General features: G+C 43.3%; 16 protein-coding genes. 14 read left to right on the top strand and 2 right to left on the bottom strand.

The features are described 5' to 3' along the window. From Q3A68_RS22250 to Q3A68_RS22205, 10 genes are all read left to right on the top strand, one after another. A complete protein-coding gene (locus tag Q3A68_RS22250) occupies nt 1–1,401 on the top strand; it encodes a RagB/SusD family nutrient uptake outer membrane protein (protein WP_302903351.1) in 1,401 nt (466 codons plus the stop codon). A gap of 139 nt (nt 1,402–1,540) precedes the next feature. Next, nucleotides 1,541–3,097 (top strand): flavin monoamine oxidase family protein, encoded by a 1,557-nt coding sequence (locus Q3A68_RS22245; RefSeq protein ID WP_302903350.1) that lies wholly within the window; start codon nt 1,541–1,543, stop codon nt 3,095–3,097. A gap of 41 nt (nt 3,098–3,138) precedes the next feature. After that, nucleotides 3,139–4,500 (top strand): NAD-dependent succinate-semialdehyde dehydrogenase, encoded by a 1,362-nt coding sequence (locus Q3A68_RS22240; protein WP_302903349.1) that lies wholly within the window; start codon nt 3,139–3,141, stop codon nt 4,498–4,500. A gap of 63 nt (nt 4,501–4,563) precedes the next feature. Beyond that, complete coding sequence (locus Q3A68_RS22235; protein WP_302903348.1) at nt 4,564–5,886, top strand: aspartate aminotransferase family protein; 1,323 nt, start codon at nt 4,564–4,566, stop codon at nt 5,884–5,886. Nucleotides 5,887–5,900: 14 nt separating this feature from the next. Next, on the top strand, nt 5,901–7,343 hold the full coding sequence (locus Q3A68_RS22230) for an NAD-dependent succinate-semialdehyde dehydrogenase (RefSeq protein ID WP_302903347.1): 1,443 nt from the start codon (nt 5,901–5,903) through the stop codon (nt 7,341–7,343). A gap of 51 nt (nt 7,344–7,394) precedes the next feature. Next, nucleotides 7,395–8,768 carry a Na+/H+ antiporter NhaC family protein gene (locus Q3A68_RS22225; RefSeq protein WP_302903346.1) on the top strand — a complete coding sequence of 458 codons (1,374 nt, stop codon included), beginning with the start codon at nt 7,395–7,397 and terminating at the stop codon, nt 8,766–8,768. A gap of 10 nt (nt 8,769–8,778) precedes the next feature. After that, the gene (locus Q3A68_RS22220; protein WP_302903345.1) at nt 8,779–9,438 is read left to right on the top strand and encodes a GNAT family N-acetyltransferase; all 660 of its coding nucleotides are present in this window, start codon (nt 8,779–8,781) and stop codon (nt 9,436–9,438) included. 65 nt (nt 9,439–9,503) lie between these two features. Next, nucleotides 9,504–10,862, top strand: a complete 1,359-nt coding sequence (locus tag Q3A68_RS22215) for an aspartate aminotransferase family protein (RefSeq protein ID WP_302903344.1) — start codon at nt 9,504–9,506, stop codon at nt 10,860–10,862. 15 nt (nt 10,863–10,877) lie between these two features. Beyond that, nucleotides 10,878–12,455, top strand: a complete 1,578-nt coding sequence (locus Q3A68_RS22210) for an amidohydrolase (RefSeq protein WP_302903343.1) — start codon at nt 10,878–10,880, stop codon at nt 12,453–12,455. A gap of 180 nt (nt 12,456–12,635) precedes the next feature. Next, nucleotides 12,636–13,418 carry an RMD1 family protein gene (locus Q3A68_RS22205; protein WP_302903342.1) on the top strand — a complete coding sequence of 261 codons (783 nt, stop codon included), beginning with the start codon at nt 12,636–12,638 and terminating at the stop codon, nt 13,416–13,418. 200 nt (nt 13,419–13,618) lie between these two features. Here Q3A68_RS22205 and Q3A68_RS22200 read toward each other — a convergent pair whose 3' ends face one another. Beyond that, nucleotides 13,619–15,319, bottom strand: coding sequence for a cellulase family glycosylhydrolase (locus Q3A68_RS22200; RefSeq protein ID WP_302903341.1), 1,701 nt, complete (start codon nt 15,317–15,319; stop codon nt 13,619–13,621). 585 nt (nt 15,320–15,904) lie between these two features. On the opposite strand from Q3A68_RS22200, the gene Q3A68_RS22195 reads away from it, so the two are divergent. Next, the gene (locus tag Q3A68_RS22195) at nt 15,905–17,866 is read left to right on the top strand and encodes an alpha-L-fucosidase (protein ID WP_302903340.1); all 1,962 of its coding nucleotides are present in this window, start codon (nt 15,905–15,907) and stop codon (nt 17,864–17,866) included. A 137-nt stretch (nt 17,867–18,003) separates the two neighbouring features. On the opposite strand, the gene Q3A68_RS22190 is transcribed toward Q3A68_RS22195, so the two are convergent. Next, on the bottom strand, nt 18,004–18,879 hold the full coding sequence (locus tag Q3A68_RS22190) for a helix-turn-helix domain-containing protein (RefSeq protein WP_302903339.1): 876 nt from the start codon (nt 18,877–18,879) through the stop codon (nt 18,004–18,006). A gap of 129 nt (nt 18,880–19,008) precedes the next feature. Here Q3A68_RS22190 and fucP point away from each other — a divergent pair, with 129 nt between their 5' ends. Genes fucP through Q3A68_RS22175 form a run of 3 tightly spaced genes read left to right on the top strand, consistent with a single transcriptional unit; the run spans nt 19,009 to nt 22,457 of the window. Continuing rightward, a complete protein-coding gene (gene fucP / locus Q3A68_RS22185) occupies nt 19,009–20,322 on the top strand; it encodes an L-fucose:H+ symporter permease (protein ID WP_302903338.1) in 1,314 nt (437 codons plus the stop codon). A 25-nt stretch (nt 20,323–20,347) separates the two neighbouring features. Next, nucleotides 20,348–21,424: an aldo/keto reductase gene (locus Q3A68_RS22180; RefSeq protein WP_302903337.1), complete on the top strand. Its 1,077-nt coding sequence runs from the start codon at nt 20,348–20,350 to the stop codon at nt 21,422–21,424. A 16-nt stretch (nt 21,425–21,440) separates the two neighbouring features. Further along, on the top strand, nt 21,441–22,457 hold the full coding sequence (locus Q3A68_RS22175) for a zinc-binding alcohol dehydrogenase family protein (RefSeq protein WP_302903336.1): 1,017 nt from the start codon (nt 21,441–21,443) through the stop codon (nt 22,455–22,457). Nucleotides 22,458–22,485 lie beyond the last annotated feature (28 nt).

Below are 22,485 nucleotides of genomic sequence, written 5' to 3'. Positions count from 1 at the left end.
ATGAAAAAAATAAAAAATATATCAGTTTTCGGTTTTATCCTGGTTTCGGCTATGCTAATCAGCAGTTGTGCCAAGCTCAACCAGGTATCGCCCACCGCTGTACAGTCTACCCAACTTTTTAAGGATTCCATTGGCTTATCAGAGGCCGTGACGGGCATGTACAGCACGCTCGAAGTCCCAGAATATTATGGCGCATACTACCCTATGTTAGCCGATCTGAATAGCGACAACGGTGTTTCTGGTGGCTACAATAATACTTCATTGGATGAATTTGGCACTTACAGTGTTACGTCATCAAACATCTTCATCCAGAATACTTATGTGGCTATTTATAAAACAATTGCTGCTGCTAATGCTATTATTGCCGGCGAGAACACAGTGAAAGGTGCATCAGCGGCTTATTTAGACAATATCAAAGGCCAGGCTCTGACACTCAGGGCGATGGGACATTTTGATTTATTACGCGCCTTTGGCTATCATTGGGACCTCAACTCACCATATGGCGTTCCGGTGATTACTACGGTGCAATCAACCAACAGCATCGTGCCCCGCAGCACTGTTTCTGCCACTTATGCTTCGATCATTGCTGACCTAACCCAGGCGGCAACTTTATTAAATGGCTCATCAGAACGCAATCCGAATTATGTAAATCCGGCCATAGTAAATGCTTTACTGGCACGCGTGTATTTATATGAAAAAGATTATACCAATGCTGCAAATTATGCTTCGCTGGTTATTAATGATGGCGCTTACCAATTGACGGATGCTGGTCATTATGCAGCGATGTATGGCAACGGTGCAAAAAACTCAACCGAATTTATCTTCCAGTTGCCTTTTGATTTTCAAAATCAAAGCCAGTACTATGCCACTACTTATGCGCGCCCTGAAGCTGCGTCAACCGAAGTATTGTTTATTGCAAATTCCGATCTGCAATCATTTTTCGAGGCCCGCAGTGGCGATGTGCGTTATAATCTAATGGATACCACCAATGCCAATGGTTATCTGCGTACGCTGAAATACAGCAGCGATGGTAAGTACAAGGATAATTCGGCCTTGCTTATCCGTATTGCCGAAATGTATCTGATCAGGGCCGAAGCGCGGGGACGAATCCAGGGATTAGCCGATCTGAATACTATCAGAGTCAATCGTGGGTTGAGTGCTTTGACTTTAGCAGATGTACCTGACAATGCCACTTATGCACAAGCTGTTTTGGATGAAAACAGGGCCGAATTCAATTTTGAAGGGCACCGTTATTTTGACCTCGCACGTACCGGTCAGGTTGTGAATATATTGCAACCGCTGACCAGTTCCGGATTATCGGTATCTAATTCCTGTTTCCCGATACCACTGCGGGAGATAAACGCAGCTAACGGTACAGTGGTTCAGAACCCAGGGTATTAATTATTGAATTAATGAACAAGCGAACGAGTGATTGTCAGAGAAATGAAATTAGGCGCCCATTCATTAAACAATTAAAAATCAAACAGTTGATAATAATAACTCAGTAAATCATTCATTCACTAAATCGCTAATTAAAGTCGTGGCACATAATGCAATTACCCGCATTTTAAGACAAGCCTTCTTTGCTGCAATAAAGGAAGATGAAGAGGGATTGGCCAGTTTTAATGAGTGGAGCGAAAGCCGCCGCAAGTTTTTAAAACAGGCCGTCATAGCTGCTACAGGAACCTTATTGGCTCCGCCCTTGTTAAGCTTATCGTCTTGCCACAAACAAGGGAATAATGACATCGTAATAATTGGCGCAGGAATAGCCGGGTTGAATGCTGCCTATCAATTACAGAAAAAAGGGATCAAATCGACGATCTATGAATCATCGGGACGAATAGGCGGACGAATGTTTACACTGAATGATGAGTTTGGCAAGGGTATCACAACAGAGGTTGGCGGCGAATTTGTGGATACAACGCATAGTGATATTATTCAACTCGTAAAAGAGCTTGGACTATCCTTTTACGACCTCAGGCAAGACCCACTTGCCAGGAAAACGCTTCATTTTGGTGGCAGGGATTATAGTGAAGACGACTTGAAACAAGCCATCAAACCATTTGTAAGCCGGTTAATCGCGGATATTAAATCATTGCCAAAGATTATAAGCTATCAGGCTGCCGATCAATTTAAGCACCTCGATGAACAGTCGGTTACCGGGTATCTTACATCGATCGGAGTAAAGGGCTGGCTATTTGATTTTCTGAATGTAACGCTTACCCGCGAGTATGGCATGGAAGCTTCGCAACAATCGGCCGTAAATTTCCTGATCATGTTTGAGCCGCCCAGTGATGCAGAAAAAGGGTACCAGTTATTTGGTTCGGATCATGAAGTGTTTAAGATAAAAGGTGGCAGCGCTCATTTAACTGACACACTCTATGAAAAAGTGAAATCATCGGTAAAAACCGGATACCGCCTAACGCGAATTTTAAACAGTCAGCAGCAAGGTTATGATCTTGAGTTTCAACACCAGGGGTCAACCGCTATAGTGAATGCCAAACAGGTAATTATCGCGATACCATTTACAATGCTCCGGACAATTGATTTTAATGTGCCAATGCCTGAAGGTAAGCGGAAATGCATAAATGAAATAGGCTATGGCAACAGCAGCAAGCTCTTTATTGGGGTTTCGCATAAGCCGTGGCGGGAAACGGGAAGCCAGGGCTACACTTTTACCGACCTGAGCTTTGGCTGCGGATGGGACAGCAGCCAGATGCAATCTGACAAAGAAGGTAGCTTTACCGTATTTGCCGGTGGTAATTTTAGCGACAGATTGAAAAATGAAAGTGCACAATCGCTGACAGAAAGTTTTTTATCTGATTTCGATACCATCTTCCCGGGGATGGATAAAGCGTTTAATCAAAAAACAAGCAAGTTCTACTGGCCAGACAATCCCGAATCAAAGGCAGCCTATAGCTCTTTCAAAGTAGGTCAATGGAGTACACTTGCTGGTTGGGAAAAAGTACCAGTAGGTGAAATATATTTTGCCGGCGAACATACGAGCAGCGATTTTCAGGGTTACATGAATGGTGCGGCGCAAACCGGGCGGATGGCCGCAGAAGCAATAATAAAATCAATGGTCGGCAGTAACTGACCGAACCAATTATAAAAATTGATAAGTGAGCTAGGAAAATTATGACGAAAGTATTTAAATCTATATTCCCTTATAATCAGCAGCAAATAGCCGAGTACCCTTTGATGGATAATCGGGCTATCGCTAGTACTTTAACAAAAACAGCCAGGGCTTATACCCATTGGTCTGAACAAAGTTTTGCTTACCGCACTGAAATTCTTAACAAAGTAGCTACAATATTGCGAAGAGACAGGGACCAATTGGCAACCCTGATCACAAACGAGATGGGCAAAGTATTGCCGGAATCAAAAGGTGAAGTAGAAAAATGTGCCTGGGTGTGTGAATATTATGCACAAAATGCCGAAGCTTTTTTACAGGACGAAGCGATAGAAGCTGATTATTACAAATCGTTTGTTAGCTATCACCCCACCGGGGCTGTACTGGCTATTATGCCATGGAATTTTCCCTTCTGGCAGGTTTTTCGGTACGCCGCCCCCACCCTTATGGCCGGAAACACTGCCTTATTAAAACATGCGCCAAATGTGACCGGTTGTTCGCTGGCTATTCAAAAAATATTTGATGAAGCAGGCGCTCTTGATGGTGTGTTTCAATCGCTGATTGTTGATACGCAGGATGTTGAGCAAATTGTTTCTTCTGACATTGTACAAGCCGTTACTTTAACCGGGAGCGAACGCGCCGGGGCCTCTGTAGCGGCGCTAGCGGGTAAACATATCAAAAAGTCCGTATTGGAATTAGGTGGATCGGATGCTTTAATTGTATTAGCGGATGCAGATATTGAAAAAGCTGCTGCGGTAGCTGTTCAGTCCCGAATGCTTAACGCAGGCCAGTCATGCATCGCATCAAAACGATTTATTGTGGAGAAAGCCATAGAAGATCAATTTATTCATCAGCTTCAGCTGCAAATTTTAAAATTAAAACAGGGTGATCCTTTTGTAGAAGGCATCACCACCGGCCCGATGGCGCGTCTTGATCTAGCGCGGGAGCTGAAACGGCAAATGCAAAGCACCGTAAAATCAGGCGCCATTCTGGAGATCGGAGGTGACGTTGACGGAGCTAATTTTCAGCCTTCGTTATTACTAAAAGTTCAGAAAGGTATGGCCACTTTTGAGGAAGAAGCTTTTGGCCCCCTGGCGTCTGTTATCACAGCAGTGAGCGAGAGTGACGCAATTTCTATAGCCAATCAGTCTAACTATGGTCTGGGTGGCAGCATTTGGACACGTGATGTAGAAAAAGGTATTGCCTTAGGCCGTAAGATCAACAGTGGAGCGGTATTTATTAACTCGCTGGTAAAGTCTGATCCGAGATTGCCTTTTGGAGGAATTAAAAAATCCGGATACGGCCGTGAGTTGGGCCGGCTCGGCATACTGGAATTTATGAATGCAAAAACAATAGCAGCAGAATAGTGAATAATGAGCGGTGAGTAGTGAATGATAAATGATTAAAAAATTGGTGTAATCATAACAAAGATGAAGAGTAAAGAGATATTGGACAGGAGAAAACAGTTTGTACCTAATGCAATAGGTATATTCAATCCATCTACCGCAGTATGCGCCAAAGGCTCGGTGATAACCGATGCTGATGGCCGGGAGATGATCGATTTTGCAGGTGGTATTGGTGTGGTAAATGCCGGGCACTGTCCGGAGCCTGTGGTAAAAGCTATTGCCGCACAGGCGGCACAAATGATCCACTGCAGCTTTAATGTGGCAACTTATGACCTGTATATGCAGCTGGCCGAAAAGCTGGCGAAGCTTTTCCCCCACGGCGATCATACTAAAGTAATGCTGACCAACTCCGGGGCGGAAAGTGTGGAGAATGCCATCAAAATTGCCCGGCAGGCAACGGCACGCCAGGCAGTTATTTGTTATGGCGGTGCTTTCCACGGCCGTACCATGATGAGCATGACATTGACATCGAAAGTCGGTTACAAATTGGGATGCGGACCGTTCGCGCCCGAAGTATACCGTATCCCGTTCCCTGATTATTACCGCTATGGCAATGGTCTCGGCCTGGATGAGTTTTCGGATGTTCACCTGCGCGAACTGGAAGACTTTTTCCATACCAATGTGCCTGCTGAACAGGTTGCAGCCATCATCATAGAGCCTGTGCAGGGCGAAGGCGGTTTTAATGTAGTACCTCAGAAATACCTGAAGGGGTTACGCAAGGTTTGCGATAAATACGGCATCATGCTCATTCTGGATGAAGTGCAAAGCGGGTTCGGACGTACGGGCAAGTGGGCGGCCTATCAGCATTATGATGTAGTTCCTGATATATCCACCTGGGCCAAAAGTATGGGTAGTGGTATGCCCATCGGTGCGGTAGTAGGCAAGGCGCATATTATGGATGCCTGCAAGCCATCAACCATTGGCGGCACCTACCCTGGCAACCCGGTTTGCTGCGCTGCCTCATTGGCCACGCTTAATTATATGGAGCAGATCAACATTAATGCTTTAGGCGAACGCGTTGGCAGCATCGTCCGTGAGCGTTTTAACGCATTTAGGCAGCAATTCAGTGCAATCGGAGATGTTCGCGGATTGGGTGCGATGATGGCTTTTGAACTGGTAAAAAATGGTGACCCGTTTCAGCCCGATGCTGACTTATGCAAGAAGTTGATCGCTTATTGTGCCGACAATGGTCTGATCGTCATTAGTGCCGGTGTTAATGGCAATATCATCCGTGTATTGAGCCCATTGGTCATAGAAGAAGAGTTGTTGCACAAAGGCCTGGACATAATTGAAGGCGGCCTGCACCAATTATTAGGTGATCAGCAGAAAGCGGCAACAATCAAATAATAAAATCGAGAGCAGTGAAATCAACAAGGAATAAACAATATATCAATGGTGTGTGGGTTGATGCAGCCGACAAGCAGCAATTACCATTGATCAATCCCGCAACCGAGGAAGTGATCGCCAGCATCAGCTTGGGTAATGATAAGGATGCGGTACTGGCTATTGATGCTGCACATGCTGCCTTTAAAACCTGGAGTAAAACTACGCCATATTATCGCGCAGAAATATTAAAAAAGGCTGCTGACTATTTGCGGCAAAACCTGGATGCTATAGCTCACGAAATGGTATTGGAAAGCGGTAAACCTTTGTTAGAGGCCCGGGGCGAATGGACGGTTGCGGCTAACTTACTGGAATGGTATGCCGAAGAGGGTAAACGGGCTTACGGAAAGGTTATTCCGACAAACAGGGTAGATAAAAGAAGCTCGGTAATATGGCAGCCCATGGGTGTTATCGGGGTCATTACCGCGTGGAATTTTCCGGCTTACAACCCTGCACGGGCCTGGGCTGCAGCGTTGGCGGCAGGTTGTACAGTAGTTGCCAAACCATCGGAAAATACTCCACTGTCAGCCTATCACCTGGTAGATGCCCTGATAAATGGAGGGATGCCTTCGGGAGTTCTTAACCTATTGATAGCCGAAGCAGCGCCCGTAGGCGATGCGATGTTAAACGACCCGAGGTTGAAAAAGATCAGCTTTACAGGTAGTACAAGAGTAGGTAAAATATTGATGGACGGAGCCTCGCGTACCAATACCAAACTTTCGCTGGAATTGGGTGGTAATGCCCCTGTTATCATCTTTGATGATGTGGATGTGGACGCTATAGCTAAAGCCGCGTCTATTGCCCGTTTCCGCAACAACGGTCAGGTTTGTATTGCCCCTCAACGTTTTTATGTGCACAAAAACATCTATGACCAGTTTGCTAACCTGGTGAGCAAATATGTATCGCAGTTGAAGGTTGGCAACGGTTTTGAAGATGGGGTAAATGTCGGTCCGCTGATAACCAGCAAACAACGCGATAGCGTGTTTGAACTGCTTGAAAAAACCAAAGCTGAGAATGCAGAAATATTAACAGGAGGACATCGACCTGAGGGCATGGATAAAGGCTATTTTATGCAGCCGGCTGTAGTTACGAACCTCGATCAGACATCATCCCTGGCAAAGAATGAAATATTTGGCCCGGTGCTGCCTCTTTTCGCTTTTGATGATCTAAGCGATGCACTTGCAAAAGCAAACGATACTGAATATGGGCTGGCAGCCTATGCCTTCACCAATCATTTAAAAACAGCCATACAGGTTTCTGAAGGATTAGAATTTGGGATTGTAGGTATAAACGAATGGGCGCCTCACGGCACGGAATTACCTTTTGGCGGCTGGAAACAAAGCGGCCAGGGACACGAAAGCGGCAGTGAGGGTCTGTTTGAATACATGGAGAAAAAACTAATCAGTATCGGAGGACTTTAAAACAACGCAAATCACTAATTCAGTAACTCACGCATTCACTAATTAAACCAAATGGGATACGGCGCAATAGCATTAATACCACCGGCAGTAGTCATCATATTGGCTATAAAACAACGCACCTCCTTTGAGCCGTTACTTATTGGTTGCCTGGTGGGCTATGCTATTATCGGTTACCATGAGCACACGAATGTCTTTACCATTTTTGTAAACTCATTCGAAGGAGTAATGGGCAAGCAGGATTCAGTTTGGGTGATTTTGGTTTGCGGACTGTATGGCTCTTTAATTGGGTTGATGGTCAGGAGCGGAGGCACATTTAAGTTTGGTGAATGGGCTTTGAAAAGGCTAAAAACCGAAAAAAGCGCCCTAATGGGTGCCTGGGGACTTGGTTTATTTATTTTTCTGGATGATTACCTGAGCGCCCTTACCGTTGGCTTATCTATGCGCAAAATAACGGATGCCTTTAAAGTGCCCAGAGAAAAGCTGGCTTACATCGTTAATACAACTGCCCCACCCTGGTGTGTAATAGTACCCATTTCTACCTGGACGATCTTTATCAGCAATATCCTGGAAACATCAAAAGTGGCTCAGAAAGGCCAGGGCTTGTCTACTTACTGGAAGATGATTCCCTATGTGGCTTATGGTTATATATCGGTATTGATCATCCCCTTATTCATTTACGGTATCTTCCCGTGGTTCGGCCGGATAAAAAAGGCAGACATACGCGCTAAAGAAACCGGACAACTTACAGCAACTGAATTCAGCGATACAGCCTCCCTGGATATTTCTGCTATGAACCCTGCAAAATCGCCCAGGGTGATCTATTTTCTTTTACCGATCATCGTGCTTCTTGCTGCTACCATTTACTTTGATATCGATGCATTAAAGGGAGTTATGGTGGCTGTTGTATTCACTTTTGTTTACTACCTCATTATTAAGCTGGGGTCGTTCAAACAATTATCAGAAACCGTTTTTGGCGGGTTCAACAGCATGGTATTCGCCCTGGCCATCCTGATGATGAGCTACGTGCTAAAAGATGTGAATGATAAGATGGGCCTTACCCAGTATATCCTTCATTCTGCATCGCCATATCTGAATAAAGAGTTTTTGCCGGTTATTGTGTTTGTTTCGTTGTCGCTGATTTCGGTTACTACAGGTTCATCATGGGGTTTATATGCTATCGCTATTCCTCTGGTGGTGCCGCTGGCACAGCATTTTAACTCAAATGTTTTGCTCAATTGCGGTGCGGTGATCAGTGCAGGCGTATTTGGCGCTAACGCATGTTTGTATTCAGATGCTACTGTGCTTACTGCCCAAAGTACTGAATGCAACAACCTCGATCACGGGTTGTCTCAACTGCCTTACGCCTTTATAGCCTTCATCATATCGTCAATGGTTTATGTCATACTCGGATATATTATCCATTAATAAAAAGAAAATGCAAACCATTATTAAAACCTATACTGCCAATGATAATTCGGGACTTTTAGTTCAAAACACCAGGTCCGAACATGCTGAACAATTGGAGGAGCTGCAGCGGACGGTGTTTCCAACATTGGCTGATGACGAACTGATACTGGCAAAACATTACCTGAAACACCTGGAAATTTTCCCGGAAGGCCAGTTTGTTATTACAGATAACGGCAGAGTAATAGGCATGACCTCGACCATGAGGAGTACATTCGATTTAAATGATCTGCAGCATTCCTTTAAGGAAACCTTTGCAGGAGGCTGGATGACTAATCACAACCCAAATGGTGAATGGCTTTACGGATTAGACATAGGCATTCACCCCGATTATCGCGGAAAAGGACTGGCCCGCTTGCTTTATCGTGCAAGGCACCATGTAGTTAAGCAGTTAGGGCTGAAAGGACAAATTACAGTAGGCATGATGAGTGGCTACGGAAAAGTAAGTCATTTAATGAATGGGCAGGATTATTATCAGGAATTAATTGCTGGTTTACGATCCGATCCAACACTTACCCCGCAAATGAAGATCGGTTTTGAACCAATAGCCCTGATACCTGATTATCTGAATGATCCGATTTGTGGCAATTATGGAGTTTTTATAAAAATTGACAGTAATAAAGAGATATAATATTAATAATCGTTTCAAATTCCCGGTTGCGCGGATTTTCTGACCTCCGGACTAACATAAAAATCATGTCATATATTCAATTGAAAACAGCACTACCCGGCCCCAAAGGCCAGGCCGCTTTAGAGAGAAGGAAAAATGCGCTACCCGCCGGACTAGCCAAATCCACCGATATTGTCGTGGAAAAAGCTGAGGGCGCCTTGGTGTGGGATATAGATGGCAACCAACTGCTTGATTTTGCCGGGGGTATAGGCATGATCAATGTCGGCCACAGCAATGAATATGTAGTGAATGCTATAAAAGATCAGCTCGACAAATACATTCATACCTGTTCGCTGGTTACTACTATAGAGCCTTATCTTGACCTGGCCGAATTACTGAACAGCTTAACACCAGGTAATTTTCCCAAAAAGACCTTGCTGGCAAATTCAGGATCAGAAGCAGTGGAGAATGCGGTTAATATTGCCAAATACTATACTAAACGTAATGCCGTGTTGTGTTTTGAAGGTGCCTATCATGGCCGCACACTGCTTACATTGAGCCTTACCAGTAAATATTCCCTGTTCAAGAAAGGCTTTGGATCGTATGTATCTGATATTTATCGCATACCGGCACCAAATACATACCGTGGCATTAATGGTTTGAGTGAAGAGGAATACATTGCCTTTTTCATTAAAAAGCTGGAGGAAGCCTTTATTTCCCAGGTTGATCCGGAATCATTGGCGGCAATCATCATCGAGCCTGTGCAGGGTGAGGGTGGATTCTTACCGATGCCCCCAGCCTACCTTCATAAGCTGCGTGAAGTTTGCGACAGATACGGAATCGTATTTATTGCTGATGAAATACAATGCGGAGCAGGGCGTACAGGCAAGTTCTTTGCTGTTGAACATAGTGGTGTAGTGCCTGATATTATCGTAAGCGCTAAATCTATTGGCGCAGGAATGCCTATAAGCGCCGTTACCGGTCGTGCAGAAATAATGGATGCGCCACATTTGGGAGGTGTTGGCGGCACTTATGGCGGTAGTCCGGTGGCTTGTGTGGCTGCTATCGAAGCAATAAAGATCATTAAGAGTACAGCTTTCTTGCAAAGAGTGAATGAGGTTGGTGAAAGCATCCGAAAAACACTTGAAGGCTGGAAAGCAAAATATCCTTTGATTGGTGATGTAAGGGGTATCGGTGCAATGCGATTGATAGAGTTTGTAAAAGACCGGGACACCAAAGAACCAGATGCAGAACTAACATTAGAAATAATTAAAGACGCAGTGGCTCATGGCCTTCTGATGATACGTGCCGGACTGTTCAGCAATTGCATACGGCTATTGCCTCCAATTGTAATTACTGATGAACAACTAACCGAGGGCTTGCAGGTGCTGGAAGATGCCATAGCCCGGGCTCAGGAAAAAAGATTAGTTAAAGCAGGGCATTGATTTACCGCACATCCAATGGCTTCATTGATCATACATAATGCCAATTTGCTTTCATTTCATGAAGGATTCAGTGAGGGCGCTGATGCAATTGCTGTTGAGGGAGATCTTATTAAGGCTATTGGCAAATGGGATGACTTAAAGTCACTGGCGCAATCAGGTACCCAATTAATTGATGTTGGTGGCAAAACACTGATGCCAGGTTTTAACGACTCGCATATCCATATTTGGAAAGTAGGCAATCTTAAAACCTTGATGCTGGATGTACGCACAGCAGGCAGTTTGGATGAAATGCTCAGTATAATAAGGGACTATCATCAGCAAAACCCTCAGGTAAACTGGATAACTGCACGTGGTTTTAATGAAGCCGGCTGGAAAGAGAACAGGATGCCCGATAAGAATGACCTGGACAGAATTACGAAAGACAAGCCAATATATCTTATCCGTACCTGTGCCCACATCGCCGTAACAAATACGCGGGCTATGGAGCTGAGTAACATTACTACCGATACCACGGTTCCTTCTGGTGGAATGATGTATAAAGGTGCCGACGGAAAGCCGAACGGGATTTTTTCGGAGACCGCACTCGGGTTGATCAGCAAACATATTCCGGCTTATACCAAAGAGGAACTGAAAATTATGGTTAAGGCGGCCCGGCAACAATTGTTTGGCTTAGGTATTACTGCGGCGACAGACCCCGCTGTCGACCCACTGTTGCTGCAAACCTACTATGAGATGCATGAAGCAAATGAATTGGGATTGCGGCTGAATGCTATCCCCATCCTATTGCCAGATGGCGGAGAGAAACCTTACGATCTGCCCGGATCTTATTCGTCTGATTGGTTTAATGTAAATACAGTAAAGTTTTTTAGCGACGGCGGTCTGAGTGGTAAAACAGCGGCACTGAAACGTACTTATAAAAATACCGCTGACAAGGGTGTGCTGCGTTTGCAAAAACAGCAATACTTGCAACTAGGGCGAGCGGCACTTGAAAAAGGCCTGGGTTTAGCTACACACGCCATAGGCGATCAAGCCATTGAATTTGTGATCAGTTGCTATATTGAATTAAGTGAATCTTTCCCGGAAATCATCAAACGCATTGAACACTTGGGGCTTCCGGAAGAAAGGGACCTGGAAACGATGGCCAAATACGGAATTGCAACATCCATGCAAACCATATTTATAAGCGAATTAGGCAAAAACTTCAGACAATATCTTGATCAGCAGTATCTTGACCATTGTTACCCGGTACGTTCTGTCTTGAAGCATGGAATCCTAACGGCTTTATCATCAGACGCGCCGGTGGTTAGTAACTTGAACCCGTTAAAAGGTGCGGAAGCCGCTGTAACGCGGAAAGACAATGAAGGCTATGCCATTGCACCGTATGAAGCGATTAGCATTCCAGAAGCTTTAAAAGCCTATACTGTAAACGCTGCGGCTATCGCTGGTACAAAAAAAATTGGGGCATTGCAAGCCGGGCAATTTGCCGATTTCATCCTGTTAAACGCCGATCCTTTAAAGGCAGAGCCGGAAAAACTAACATCTGTCAAAGTTGAAAAAACATTTATCAGCGGCAAGTGTGTTTATGAAGCCTGATATTAAAATAGCAGTATTGATAGCGAAAGACGCCTGTGCCGGGTTGCTTAATAAAGTATTTACGTAGCTTTATACAATACTTATTCTATTAACGGTCATAACCTGATGGTGATCTCTAAACTTCTTCCTCAATTGCCGTACGTATCGTCGGCAAATTAATGAATTTAGAATAGTAAGATAATGTTACAAAAAGTTTTATCATACCAGATAGCTGATAGTATAGATTTAAAAGCATTCAAGGCTACATTTAAAGCTGATCTGCACTATAGCGATGCCGACGAATTATTTTATAAAACAGGCAGCCAGCAGTTTATCTATGTTTTCAAATATGGAGTAGTGTGTTTTTTGAATTATGACGCCATAAAGATCAGCGAATTTTTACGGCTCATATCCTCATATTGCAAAAACTCGTTCGACCAGAATCTGACAGAGGAATTTGAAATACATACCAACGCTGGCAAAAACAAGATCGGCTTTAATTCAATCGAGATCGCCGGATCTGATGTTGAAGTATTGCGGCTGGTCATGCTCACCGTTTCTCAATCTGTTGCCCTCGATTATTACGAAGAACAAACCACCAGGCTGATCGAGGAAACCAATCATCATACGCAGATGCTCGAAGCAAAGGGACGCCTCAACATATCCGGCATTAATCTTAAAAAATACATCGGTAAAACCCTGGTACTAAAAAACCGAATTGCTGAGAATCTGTATATTTTTGATTCGCCGCCCGAAACCTGGGACGACGAGAACTTAAATAAAATACACACCGACCTGAAACGGACCTTCGATCTGCAGGAACGGTTCAGGGACATACAGGAAGGATTAAGTATTGTAAAGGATAACCTGGAGCTTTTCAGGGACCTGCTGCAATACAGAAATAGTTACCGCCTTGAACTGGTGATTATTATCCTGATACTAGTGGAAGTACTGAATATTTTTGCGCAGAAGATATTCAGTTAAATAATTTTACGGTTTAATATAAAATTAATAGATAACTGGATTTTAAGCCAATCCACAATTACTACTTCTGATCCTGCATCTTAAATGTTAACGCGCTCCGAATTTCACCGCAGAGCGCGTTAACATACCTATTCAACTAGAGTTTAAACTGGTGACGAGTTTTTGACCAGCAGTCTAAATTGATTGACCGCCGTTTTAAATTATATTTTCACAAAGCCCCATTGTTGATTTCTACCGCCGTTATAATCCCATTGATCAGCCACCCCTCCGTTATTCAATGAAAGTTGGTAAAGATCCAGAGCTTTTCCACTGTTTACATTGATGATTTTATAGTAACCGTTGTCAGTAGGCTGAATCATCCATTTTTGATTATTTCCGCCAAAATAGTCCCACAGTTCTGCCTGTCCACCATTGCTATTGCTTCCCCCATATATTTCCAGGCATTTTCCGGTTGCATGCATTGGCGTTAATCTATAATAGCCATTGCCTGCATCCTGAACCATAAACTGCTGGTTAGCGCCAGCTAAATAGTCCCACTGGTCGGCTTGGGTTCGGTTGGCCGTACCCCACCCGACAAATTCAAGCGATTTAAAACTGTTACGGTTAAATATCTGGTACACCTGTCCGGTTTGAATTGTCGAGGTGGTGCCATTCTGCGCGCCCTGCATAATGGCCGCTAACCCTTGCTGATCGTAAATGCCGTTGGTCTGTCTGTTAATAATTCTGCCAGGATTGGTTGAGTCGGTTCCTCCTGAGTCAAAATAAAATGGTTTTAACCCGGCTTGCAACGCCTGGTGCACAAAATAATTAAGGTAATAAGCCCGGCTTGCAAGTTGCAGGTTTAATGCATCCCCGGTAAGCCCTAATCTGCGATTTACCGCATATTCTCCTAGCATAACAGGGATACCCTTATCAACAAATTTCGACTTCATCAACGAAAGTTCTGAAGTCATATATGACTCTTCACCCCAAGTAGCATTTCGTGAAGCATCGGTTGTAGAATGGTATCCACTGCCCCAATAATAGAACATATTACCCCAGCTTGCATCCGATGTCAAAAAACAAAACTGAGCCGGATCATAATAATGTACTTCAACCATTAAACGGTTGCTCGCTGGATCAGTTGGAAGCGTATTCATCAAACTATTGGTATAATCAATGTTAGTGCTTGGCCCTTGGACAAGCAGCACCCGGTAGCTGTTATGCCCCCCGGTTGATCTGACCGCATTGACAAACGTTTGATGATACGAGAGCAGAACGCTCATACCTGTGGCATCTGATACCGCAGGTTCATTGGCGCTGGCAAAAATCACATGTTCGTCAAATCCACGCATTTTAGTAGCTATTTGCTCCCAAAAGGCCTTTTGTTTGGCGTTAACGGCAGCTTGTGCCGCGGTTGTACAATTGTTCTCCAACCACCCGTCGTCCCAGTGTATATTTAATATCACATACAAACCGTCGTTAACGCAGTATTGAACAACCTGTTGCACCCTGTTGAGCCATGATTGCTGAATTTGCGCCGTGTTTTGGTCAGAATACTGATCCCAATCGCAAGGAATACGAACTGCGGTAAAACCGGCTTTTTTAACTTCATCGATAAGTGCCTGGCTCACCATAGGGTTGCCCCAGTTTGTTTCACCGCCCGTTGCCTCGAGTGTGTTACCAATATTCCACCCTAACTGGAATTTTGCAGCAAGCTGAGTTGCCGTACTGGTAACTCCCGTTTGATCAGGCGGAAGAGGCGAGGTGTTGTAACTCGGATAACTGGTGATAGTTGAAGCCAATGATTTAGAGGTTTTGGTAATGGGGTGTCCACTGACCGGGTTTGCGACTTCCTGCTTCTGGCATCTCGTAAACATAAGAATGACCAGGAGGCCAAAAAAATAGTTTAAGGTTCTCATATAATATAGTTTATTTGGTTTCCCACGAAAAAGACCAAAGAATGCATACTTTACTTTCGCAAAATCATTTCAAGTGGCCGGTATGTCAGTTTATAATTGCAAATATTATTTTAACCCATTGCCAAAATGAGGGTCGCGCTCTTCTCCCATATTTCTGGGAATAAAAGTATACTGCGTTAAAAAAAGAGAGTATCTGTATTGATAATATTAATAGCCCAAATGTTAACCAGCAGTAAATAGACTATAAATAATAGTTAATTCTCAATCAACTATTATTTAATGATTACACATTAAGCATATCATATCTAGATATTTACTTAAAAATTAGCTATTCTGCTTATAATTGAAATATTGTTCCTGATGGCGCCCCTGAGCTTGTTGCAGGCTTGTATAATAGAACTCAAAAATCGAAAGAAGTCGGATTTATATAAAACAAAGTCTATTTAAAACAATGATAAACCGGAACTGGGGAATAACTTTGCTGTTAACCAATTTTAACACGCTTAGTGGTTCGAAATCGCAAACTTAGAACAAGGGCGTGAATTAATAGTATCGTTTTACAATAGCTCTATCAAGCTTAAATCAATGGCCCAACCTCAAAAAACCAGCGTCCTCTTTAAACAATTATTGCTGGCTATGGCATTTGCGACTACTCACCACAGCGGAGTATGTCAACAATTGACTGGTCAAATTAAAAATCCGGATTTCGAGACTTCCACGTTACAACCCTGGTCAACCGTCGGAAATGGCGCCTTCATATCTGCAACTGCCCCTTATGAAGGAAAGCGATCGATAGAATTACGTTCCGGAGCATCAATTTGGCAACAGGTCCCTCTAAAACCACTGTCGCATTATAAGCTGACAGCTTGGCTCAAAACTGCAAGTGGCTCGGGCGATGTGCGGCTCAACGTCAATGGTTTAGGCCCCAACAACGCTAGTATTGCCAGCGCTATGGCTGCATGGACGCAAGTGAAAGTTGACATTTTTACAGAGGCCGGCCAGCAAAATGCTACAATTGAAATAGAGAATCCTGAAAATGCTGCAAAAAACAGCGCATGGGCAGATCGGCTGCAACTGGAATTTATAGGGGCCTACATTCCCAAAAAAATAGCCGGAATATCCCCTGTAAAAGTCAGAAAACCCAAAACCGACATGGGCCTTACCCAACAGCCTAATAAAACGCTGGACTGGCTAGTCGATGCAAAATTTGGCATGTTCATACATTGGGGATTGTATGCCGGCCCGGGAAAAGGAGAGTGGTATATGGAAAACAGAGGAGAATGGGGTGCCCAGAATAAAGGGATATTACCCGAAGAATATCGGAAATTTGCCTATCCTGAAAGCGGTGACGCTTACTTTGCTGCCGATAAATTTAACGCAGACGATTGGGCATCATTAGCCCGGGATGCAGGAATGAAGTATATGACCATGGTGACAATGCACCATGATGGCTATGCCCTTTTTAGCACAAAGGCACGGGATGCCTTTTCCAGTAAACAGACCCACGATCGCGATTTTGTTGCCGAGTATGTCAGATCTTGCAGAAAATATGACCTAAAGGTCGGCCTTTACAAAACTTTAATTAATTGGCGGTACCCCGGTTATTACGATGTTAATGGCACAGACTGCAAGCCAAATAAATTTGGATATACCACTGATCCAGCCCATAAGGAAAATGCCCGCCGAATGAAAGCAGATCTGTATGATCAAGTTAAGGAACTGGTTACTAATTACGGCAAGATCGATATTATTTTCTGGGATGGTGGTTGGATCGGTCAGCAAGGCAGCGATGCCGACGCAGCAAACTTCTGGGAATCTGGCAAATACCTGGACAGTGAAAATAAGTGGCCTGTGGACCCTTATATTCAGGACTTCGATGAAAAAAACGGAAAACCGCTTGGTCTAATGGGAATGGTAAGAAAATACCAGCCGGATGTGATTGTGAATCCACGAAGTGGATGGTATGGCGACTTTAAATCTGAGGAAGGAGGTAATCCGATCACCGGGCCTGTCAGGAGCGACGAAATTTGGGAGAAATGTATGACTATGGGGCCAGGTTGGGGCTATACACCTGGTCAAGCAGACTCAAATAAGGTAATAAGTTTGGCCCTCATAAAAAGAATGCTGTCCGATTGCGTAATCCGGAACATGAGTTTATTACTCAATGTTGGCCCGGACAGGCATGGACAAATTTCAATGGCGGAGCAGCATGTTTTGCGTGAAACAGGAAAGTGGTTAAAGAAAGTTGGCGGGGCAGTTTATGGCACAAGGGGCGGCCCCTGGGATCCTAAAGACGGTCAGTATGGTTATGCGTATAACGGCAAGTATATTTACGTTTATCTTCTGGATGGATTTAAAGAAAAAGATTTTGCATTACCCACGTTAAATAAAGGGCAGAAAGTAGTTGGTGTTTATTCTTTGTCAGATGGGAATGCTGTTCAATTTAAAAAGCGTGCAGATGGGACCACAATTCTAAAGAACATCAGCGGATCTGATCCGGATGTAACTGTCCTGGCCGTGCAATTAAACAAAAATGTCTTTCCATAATTCTCTTTTTTTCATAAAGGGCATGCCGGCCATGAGCTTATAGCGCGTGAATGGATAAGAGCAGCTAACAAGCGTTTTAGGACATTATAACATGTGCAAGTCGACAACGATTGCGGTTTGGAACCGGAGATGTTGATCTATAACAATCCGTTCAATTTCTTATACTCGCCCGGAGTAAGGCTGGTAACCTTTTTGAAAATTTTTGAGAAATGCGGCAGGTTTTCAAATCCTGTTTTTTCGGCAATCTCTCTATACGACAAAGTAGTGGTTGCAATTAAATATTGCGCTCGCTCGATTCGTTTTTCGTGCAAATAATTTAGCGGCCTTTGACCTGTGTGTTTAAAAAACAACCTTGAAAAATAGTCCTGGTGCAGGTTTGCCCTGCCGGCCAAATAATTTACCGTTAAATTTTGTTTCAGATTTAATTGAATATACCTGGCCGCATCTAAAATTTTTGAGGGAACGGGATCAGGGCTTTTGTTTTTAAACCCATGGGAGTTTAAGAAACGGGAAATTAATTGAAGAATTATACCCTGCGTTTCAAAATAAACAGAGTCACTAACGGTATTATTTATTTCCTGATAGCTTTTGTAATAGGCATTCTTTTCGTAGACAGTTGGATTATCAGACCTGTTAATTCCCCGGCCAGGATTTATGCTCAATAGCTTTTTGAAGTTTATAATATCCGTCTCCGTTGCGGCAACTTTTATGACCTTTCTATTATTCTCAAAAATTGAAATACCCTCCGCCGACTCCTCGAAAAAGTGAAGGAAATATTGGCTCAGGTAGGTATTGCACGAAAGGTGGCATAAAGTAAAGCTTGGAATAACATACAAATAGCCTTGCTCAAGCTTGATCTTTTCCTGTTTGGTAGAGATAAACCCCTCCCCCTGATCAATATAGTAAACACGGAAATAAGGGCTGATCACGTTAGGATAGTTCCACTTTTCATTCAGTTTAACATGATCCACGTGCAGTAAGGAAAAATTGTGCCCAAGTAACCTTTTACTCATTTGATAATCCGTAAAGTTCGGTAAAAAGTCGGATTTATATAAAACAAAGTCTATTTAATACAACAATTAACACAAGTCTGGCGAATATATTTGATCCTAACCAATTTCACCTATTTTCAAGTATACATTATGAACACGTCGCTCCCCCAAAATGTGGCTGCAACCAAGGCGTCAAACGCTGGATTCGCATTTATTTTGGTGACCTCTTTATTCTTTTTATGGGGTTTTTCAAACAACTTGAACCCAATACTGATCCCCCATTTAAAAAAATCGTTTACCCTTACAACTACACAATCGACCCTGGTTGATTCTGCCGTTTATATAGCTTATTTCCTCATGGCCTTACCTGCGGGTTATGTAATAAAAAGATTTGGCTACAAAATTGGAATGATAACGGGCTTAATATTTTTTTCGATCGGTGCATTTTTATTTATCCCGGCAGCCAATACGCAGTCCTATATATTTTTTCTTTTCGCATTATTTGTAATTGCCTGTGGTTTAGGGTTTCTCGAAACAGCTGCTAATCCTTACGCCGCAGCATTGGGACCGCATGAAACAAGTACACAAAGATTAAATCTTGCGCAGTCATTTAATGGGTTGGCGGCTGCCCTTGCGCCCATTATAGGCGCAAGAGTGATTCTTGGCAAGGGGTATTCCGAACAGCAATTAAATGCTATGGCATCTGATGCAAAACGGATTGCTCTGGCATCAGAAGCGTCTTCAGTTAAAACTCCTTATTTTATCCTGGGTACCGTTTTATTAGTTATAGCAATAGCCTTTGCGTTAACCAAATTACCAAAGATTCAGCATAAAGAAACAGGAAGAGAAAAAAGCCAAAATATTTTGCACGCGTTTAAACACAAACATCTCGCTTGGTCCGTAATTGCGCAGTTTTTTTTCGTGGGTGCGCAAGTTTGTGTTTTCAGCTTATTTGTGCTGTATGCCACAAAATCTGCAGGCATCAGCGAAATAAAAGCTGCCTATTATTCAGGAGCCTGCGGTATTGCATTTTTGATCGGGCGTTTCTTTGGGACGTTTCTTATGCGATACATTAAGCCAAGCAAGTTGCTTACAATTTATGCATTGATCAACATTGTATTATGTATTGTTGCAATAACAGCACATGGAATGATAACGGTCTATACAGTCATTGCCATTTGCTTCTTTATGTCTGTCATGTTTCCGACCATTTTTGCCCTGGGAATAGCTGATCTCGGGGGCGATACCGAATATGGCAGCAGTTTATTGATCATGTCCATCGTCGGCGGCGCCATTCTACCCAGATTATTCGGAATAATCAGCGATTCGACCGGCGATATTCAAATGGGTTATGTAGTCCCGGTAATTTGTTTTGTTATTGTAGCATACTTTGGCTGGAAGGGACATAAAACTATTCAGGAAGTTGATTTTGAAGAAGAACCGGCAATCGGTACAACACTATGATATTTCAAAAAAATCAAGAAGCAAAATGAAAAAGCATCAAGAGCCCGAAGTAAAAGGATTAGATAAAGCACCGCTGAGTCTTCCGGCGATTATATTCGGGACCAGCGGTTTGGGAAATTTGTTCGTTGCGCTGGACGAAGAAGAGAAGCTGAATATTGTAAGCGAATGTGTCCGGCTATCAGATGGCAAAGTGGTATTTGATTCTGCAGGAAAGTATGGCGCCGGCCTGGCATTGGAAACACTTGGAAAATGCCTCAGAAAACTAAATATTTCACAGGAAAACGTTATTATCAGTAATAAGTTAGGGTGGCTTCGCACCGAACTAAAAACAGAAGAACCTACTTTCGAACCCGGTGTTTGGAAGAATCTAAAATATGATGCAGTTCAAAAGATAAGTTATAAAGGCATTATAGAATGTTTCGACCAAGGCAATGAATTACTCAGTGGTTATATCCCTCAAATGGTTTCCGTTCACGACCCCGATGAGTATATTAGTACTGCAAAAGACCATCATCACGCAGAGGAATTGTACAACGATATTTTAGCTGCGTATGAGGCTTTGTATGATTTGAAGAAGCAGGGAAAAGTGAAATTTATTGGCGTTGGCGCAAAAAACTGGAAAATCATTAAGCGACTTGCAAATGATGTACAATTAGATTGGATCATGATTGCTAACAGCATGACGATAAAGCGTCATCCGCAAGAACTGCTGGACTTTATCGCGGAAATGGAGAGAAAGGGTGTTTATGTAGTTAATTCTGCAGTGTTTCACTCAGGCTTCCTTGTTGGCAGTAATCATTTCGACTATCGGCTGATTGAAAGAGGCACTTCACAAAATGACGGCTTATACAAATGGCGGGAACATTTTTTTGAAAAATGTAATAAATTCAATATAAAACCTTCTGAAGCTTGTGTCCAATTCGCGCTCAATGTTCCGGGCGTGAAAAGCATAGCACTAAACACGACTAATGCTGCCCGCGTTCAATCGAATTTGGGTATGCTTAATGCCAATATTCCCCCGGAATTTTGGCAGGAATTAAAAATCAATGATCTGATTGAAGTCGACTTTGTATCCTGGCTTCAGCAAGCAGCTACGGCGTAAAATTAATAGAACAAAAATGAAGACTTTAGTGTGCAAAAAGCCTGGTGAGTTTGAATATGCGGTCGGAGCAATACCGCAACCACAGCCCGGACAAGCTATAATAAAAATTAAACGAATCGGGATTTGCGGTACCGATTTGCACGCGTTCGAAGGAACGCAACCGTATTTTGAATATCCGCGTATTTTAGGTCATGAACTTTCAGGTGAACTAATTGAAGCTGATCAGGCCCCCGGTTTTGAGATCGGCGAGGCTCTTACATTCATCCCTTATTTTTATTGTGGTAAATGCATCGCCTGCCGAAATGGAAAACCCAATGCTTGTGAGAAGATAAAAGTGTGCGGTGTGCATCAGGACGGGGGCATGGTTGAATATATTTCTGTTCCCTCCTACTCTTTAATTCATGGTGAAGGATTGAGTTTTGACGCATTGGCGTTGGTTGAACCTTTAGCCATAGGTGCCCATGGCGTGAGAAGAGGCGGAGTCAAAAAAGATGAATTTGTATTGGTAATTGGAGCTGGGCCTATAGGATTAGGAACGATGGAGTTTGCCCGGATTGCAGGAGGAAAAGTAATTGCCATGGACACCAATAGTGATCGGTTACGGTTTTGTAAAGACAAGCTGAAAGTGGAGCATGTTATTAATGCAACTGACGCGGATGTTACAGAGCAATTGAAAGCCATCACGAACGGTGATATGCCAACCGTAGTAATTGATGCGACGGGAAATTTGAAAGCGATCAACAATGCATTCCAATATATGTCTCATGGGGCGAGGTATGTGCTGATCGGGCTCCAAAAGGGAGACATTTGTTTCAGCCATCCCGAGTTTCATAAAAGAGAAGCAACCCTGATGAGCAGCAGAAATGCAACCAGGGAAGATTTTGAACACGTTATTTCGTCCATGAAAGAGAAATTAGTTGATCCAACCACCTACATCACACATCGTGTTTTTTTCGGCCAGCTGAAGGATGAATTTGAAGGATGGTTAAATCCCGCCAATGGCGTAATAAAAGCAATGGTAGAAATCGGTTGAGCAATTTCTTGTTTTAAAAATTAATCAT

The sequence above is a fragment of the Mucilaginibacter tolerans genome (assembly GCF_030519375.1).
Taxonomy (GTDB): Bacteria; Bacteroidota; Bacteroidia; order Sphingobacteriales; family Sphingobacteriaceae; genus Mucilaginibacter.
This window is presented reverse-complemented; position numbering and strand designations above follow the sequence as displayed.

Excerpts from the sequence above, each read along its gene's own strand:
- Q3A68_RS22200 (WP_302903341.1), bottom strand. The coding sequence starts at position 15,319 with ATGAGAACCTTAAACTATTTTTTTGGCCTCCTGGTCATTCTTATGTTT.
- Q3A68_RS22175 (WP_302903336.1), top strand. The coding sequence starts at position 21,441 with ATGAAGACTTTAGTGTGCAAAAAGCCTGGTGAGTTTGAATATGCGGTC.
- Q3A68_RS22205 (WP_302903342.1), top strand. The coding sequence starts at position 12,636 with ATGTTACAAAAAGTTTTATCATACCAGATAGCTGATAGTATAGATTTA.
- Q3A68_RS22250 (WP_302903351.1), top strand. The coding sequence starts at position 1 with ATGAAAAAAATAAAAAATATATCAGTTTTCGGTTTTATCCTGGTTTCG.
- Q3A68_RS22190 (WP_302903339.1), bottom strand. The coding sequence starts at position 18,879 with ATGAGTAAAAGGTTACTTGGGCACAATTTTTCCTTACTGCACGTGGAT.
- Q3A68_RS22235 (WP_302903348.1), top strand. The coding sequence starts at position 4,564 with ATGAAGAGTAAAGAGATATTGGACAGGAGAAAACAGTTTGTACCTAAT.
- Q3A68_RS22195 (WP_302903340.1), top strand. The coding sequence starts at position 15,905 with ATGGCCCAACCTCAAAAAACCAGCGTCCTCTTTAAACAATTATTGCTG.
- Q3A68_RS22240 (WP_302903349.1), top strand. The coding sequence starts at position 3,139 with ATGACGAAAGTATTTAAATCTATATTCCCTTATAATCAGCAGCAAATA.
- Q3A68_RS22210 (WP_302903343.1), top strand. The coding sequence starts at position 10,878 with ATGGCTTCATTGATCATACATAATGCCAATTTGCTTTCATTTCATGAA.
- Q3A68_RS22215 (WP_302903344.1), top strand. The coding sequence starts at position 9,504 with ATGTCATATATTCAATTGAAAACAGCACTACCCGGCCCCAAAGGCCAG.
- fucP (WP_302903338.1), top strand. The coding sequence starts at position 19,009 with ATGAACACGTCGCTCCCCCAAAATGTGGCTGCAACCAAGGCGTCAAAC.
- Q3A68_RS22220 (WP_302903345.1), top strand. The coding sequence starts at position 8,779 with ATGCAAACCATTATTAAAACCTATACTGCCAATGATAATTCGGGACTT.
- Q3A68_RS22225 (WP_302903346.1), top strand. The coding sequence starts at position 7,395 with ATGGGATACGGCGCAATAGCATTAATACCACCGGCAGTAGTCATCATA.
- Q3A68_RS22180 (WP_302903337.1), top strand. The coding sequence starts at position 20,348 with ATGAAAAAGCATCAAGAGCCCGAAGTAAAAGGATTAGATAAAGCACCG.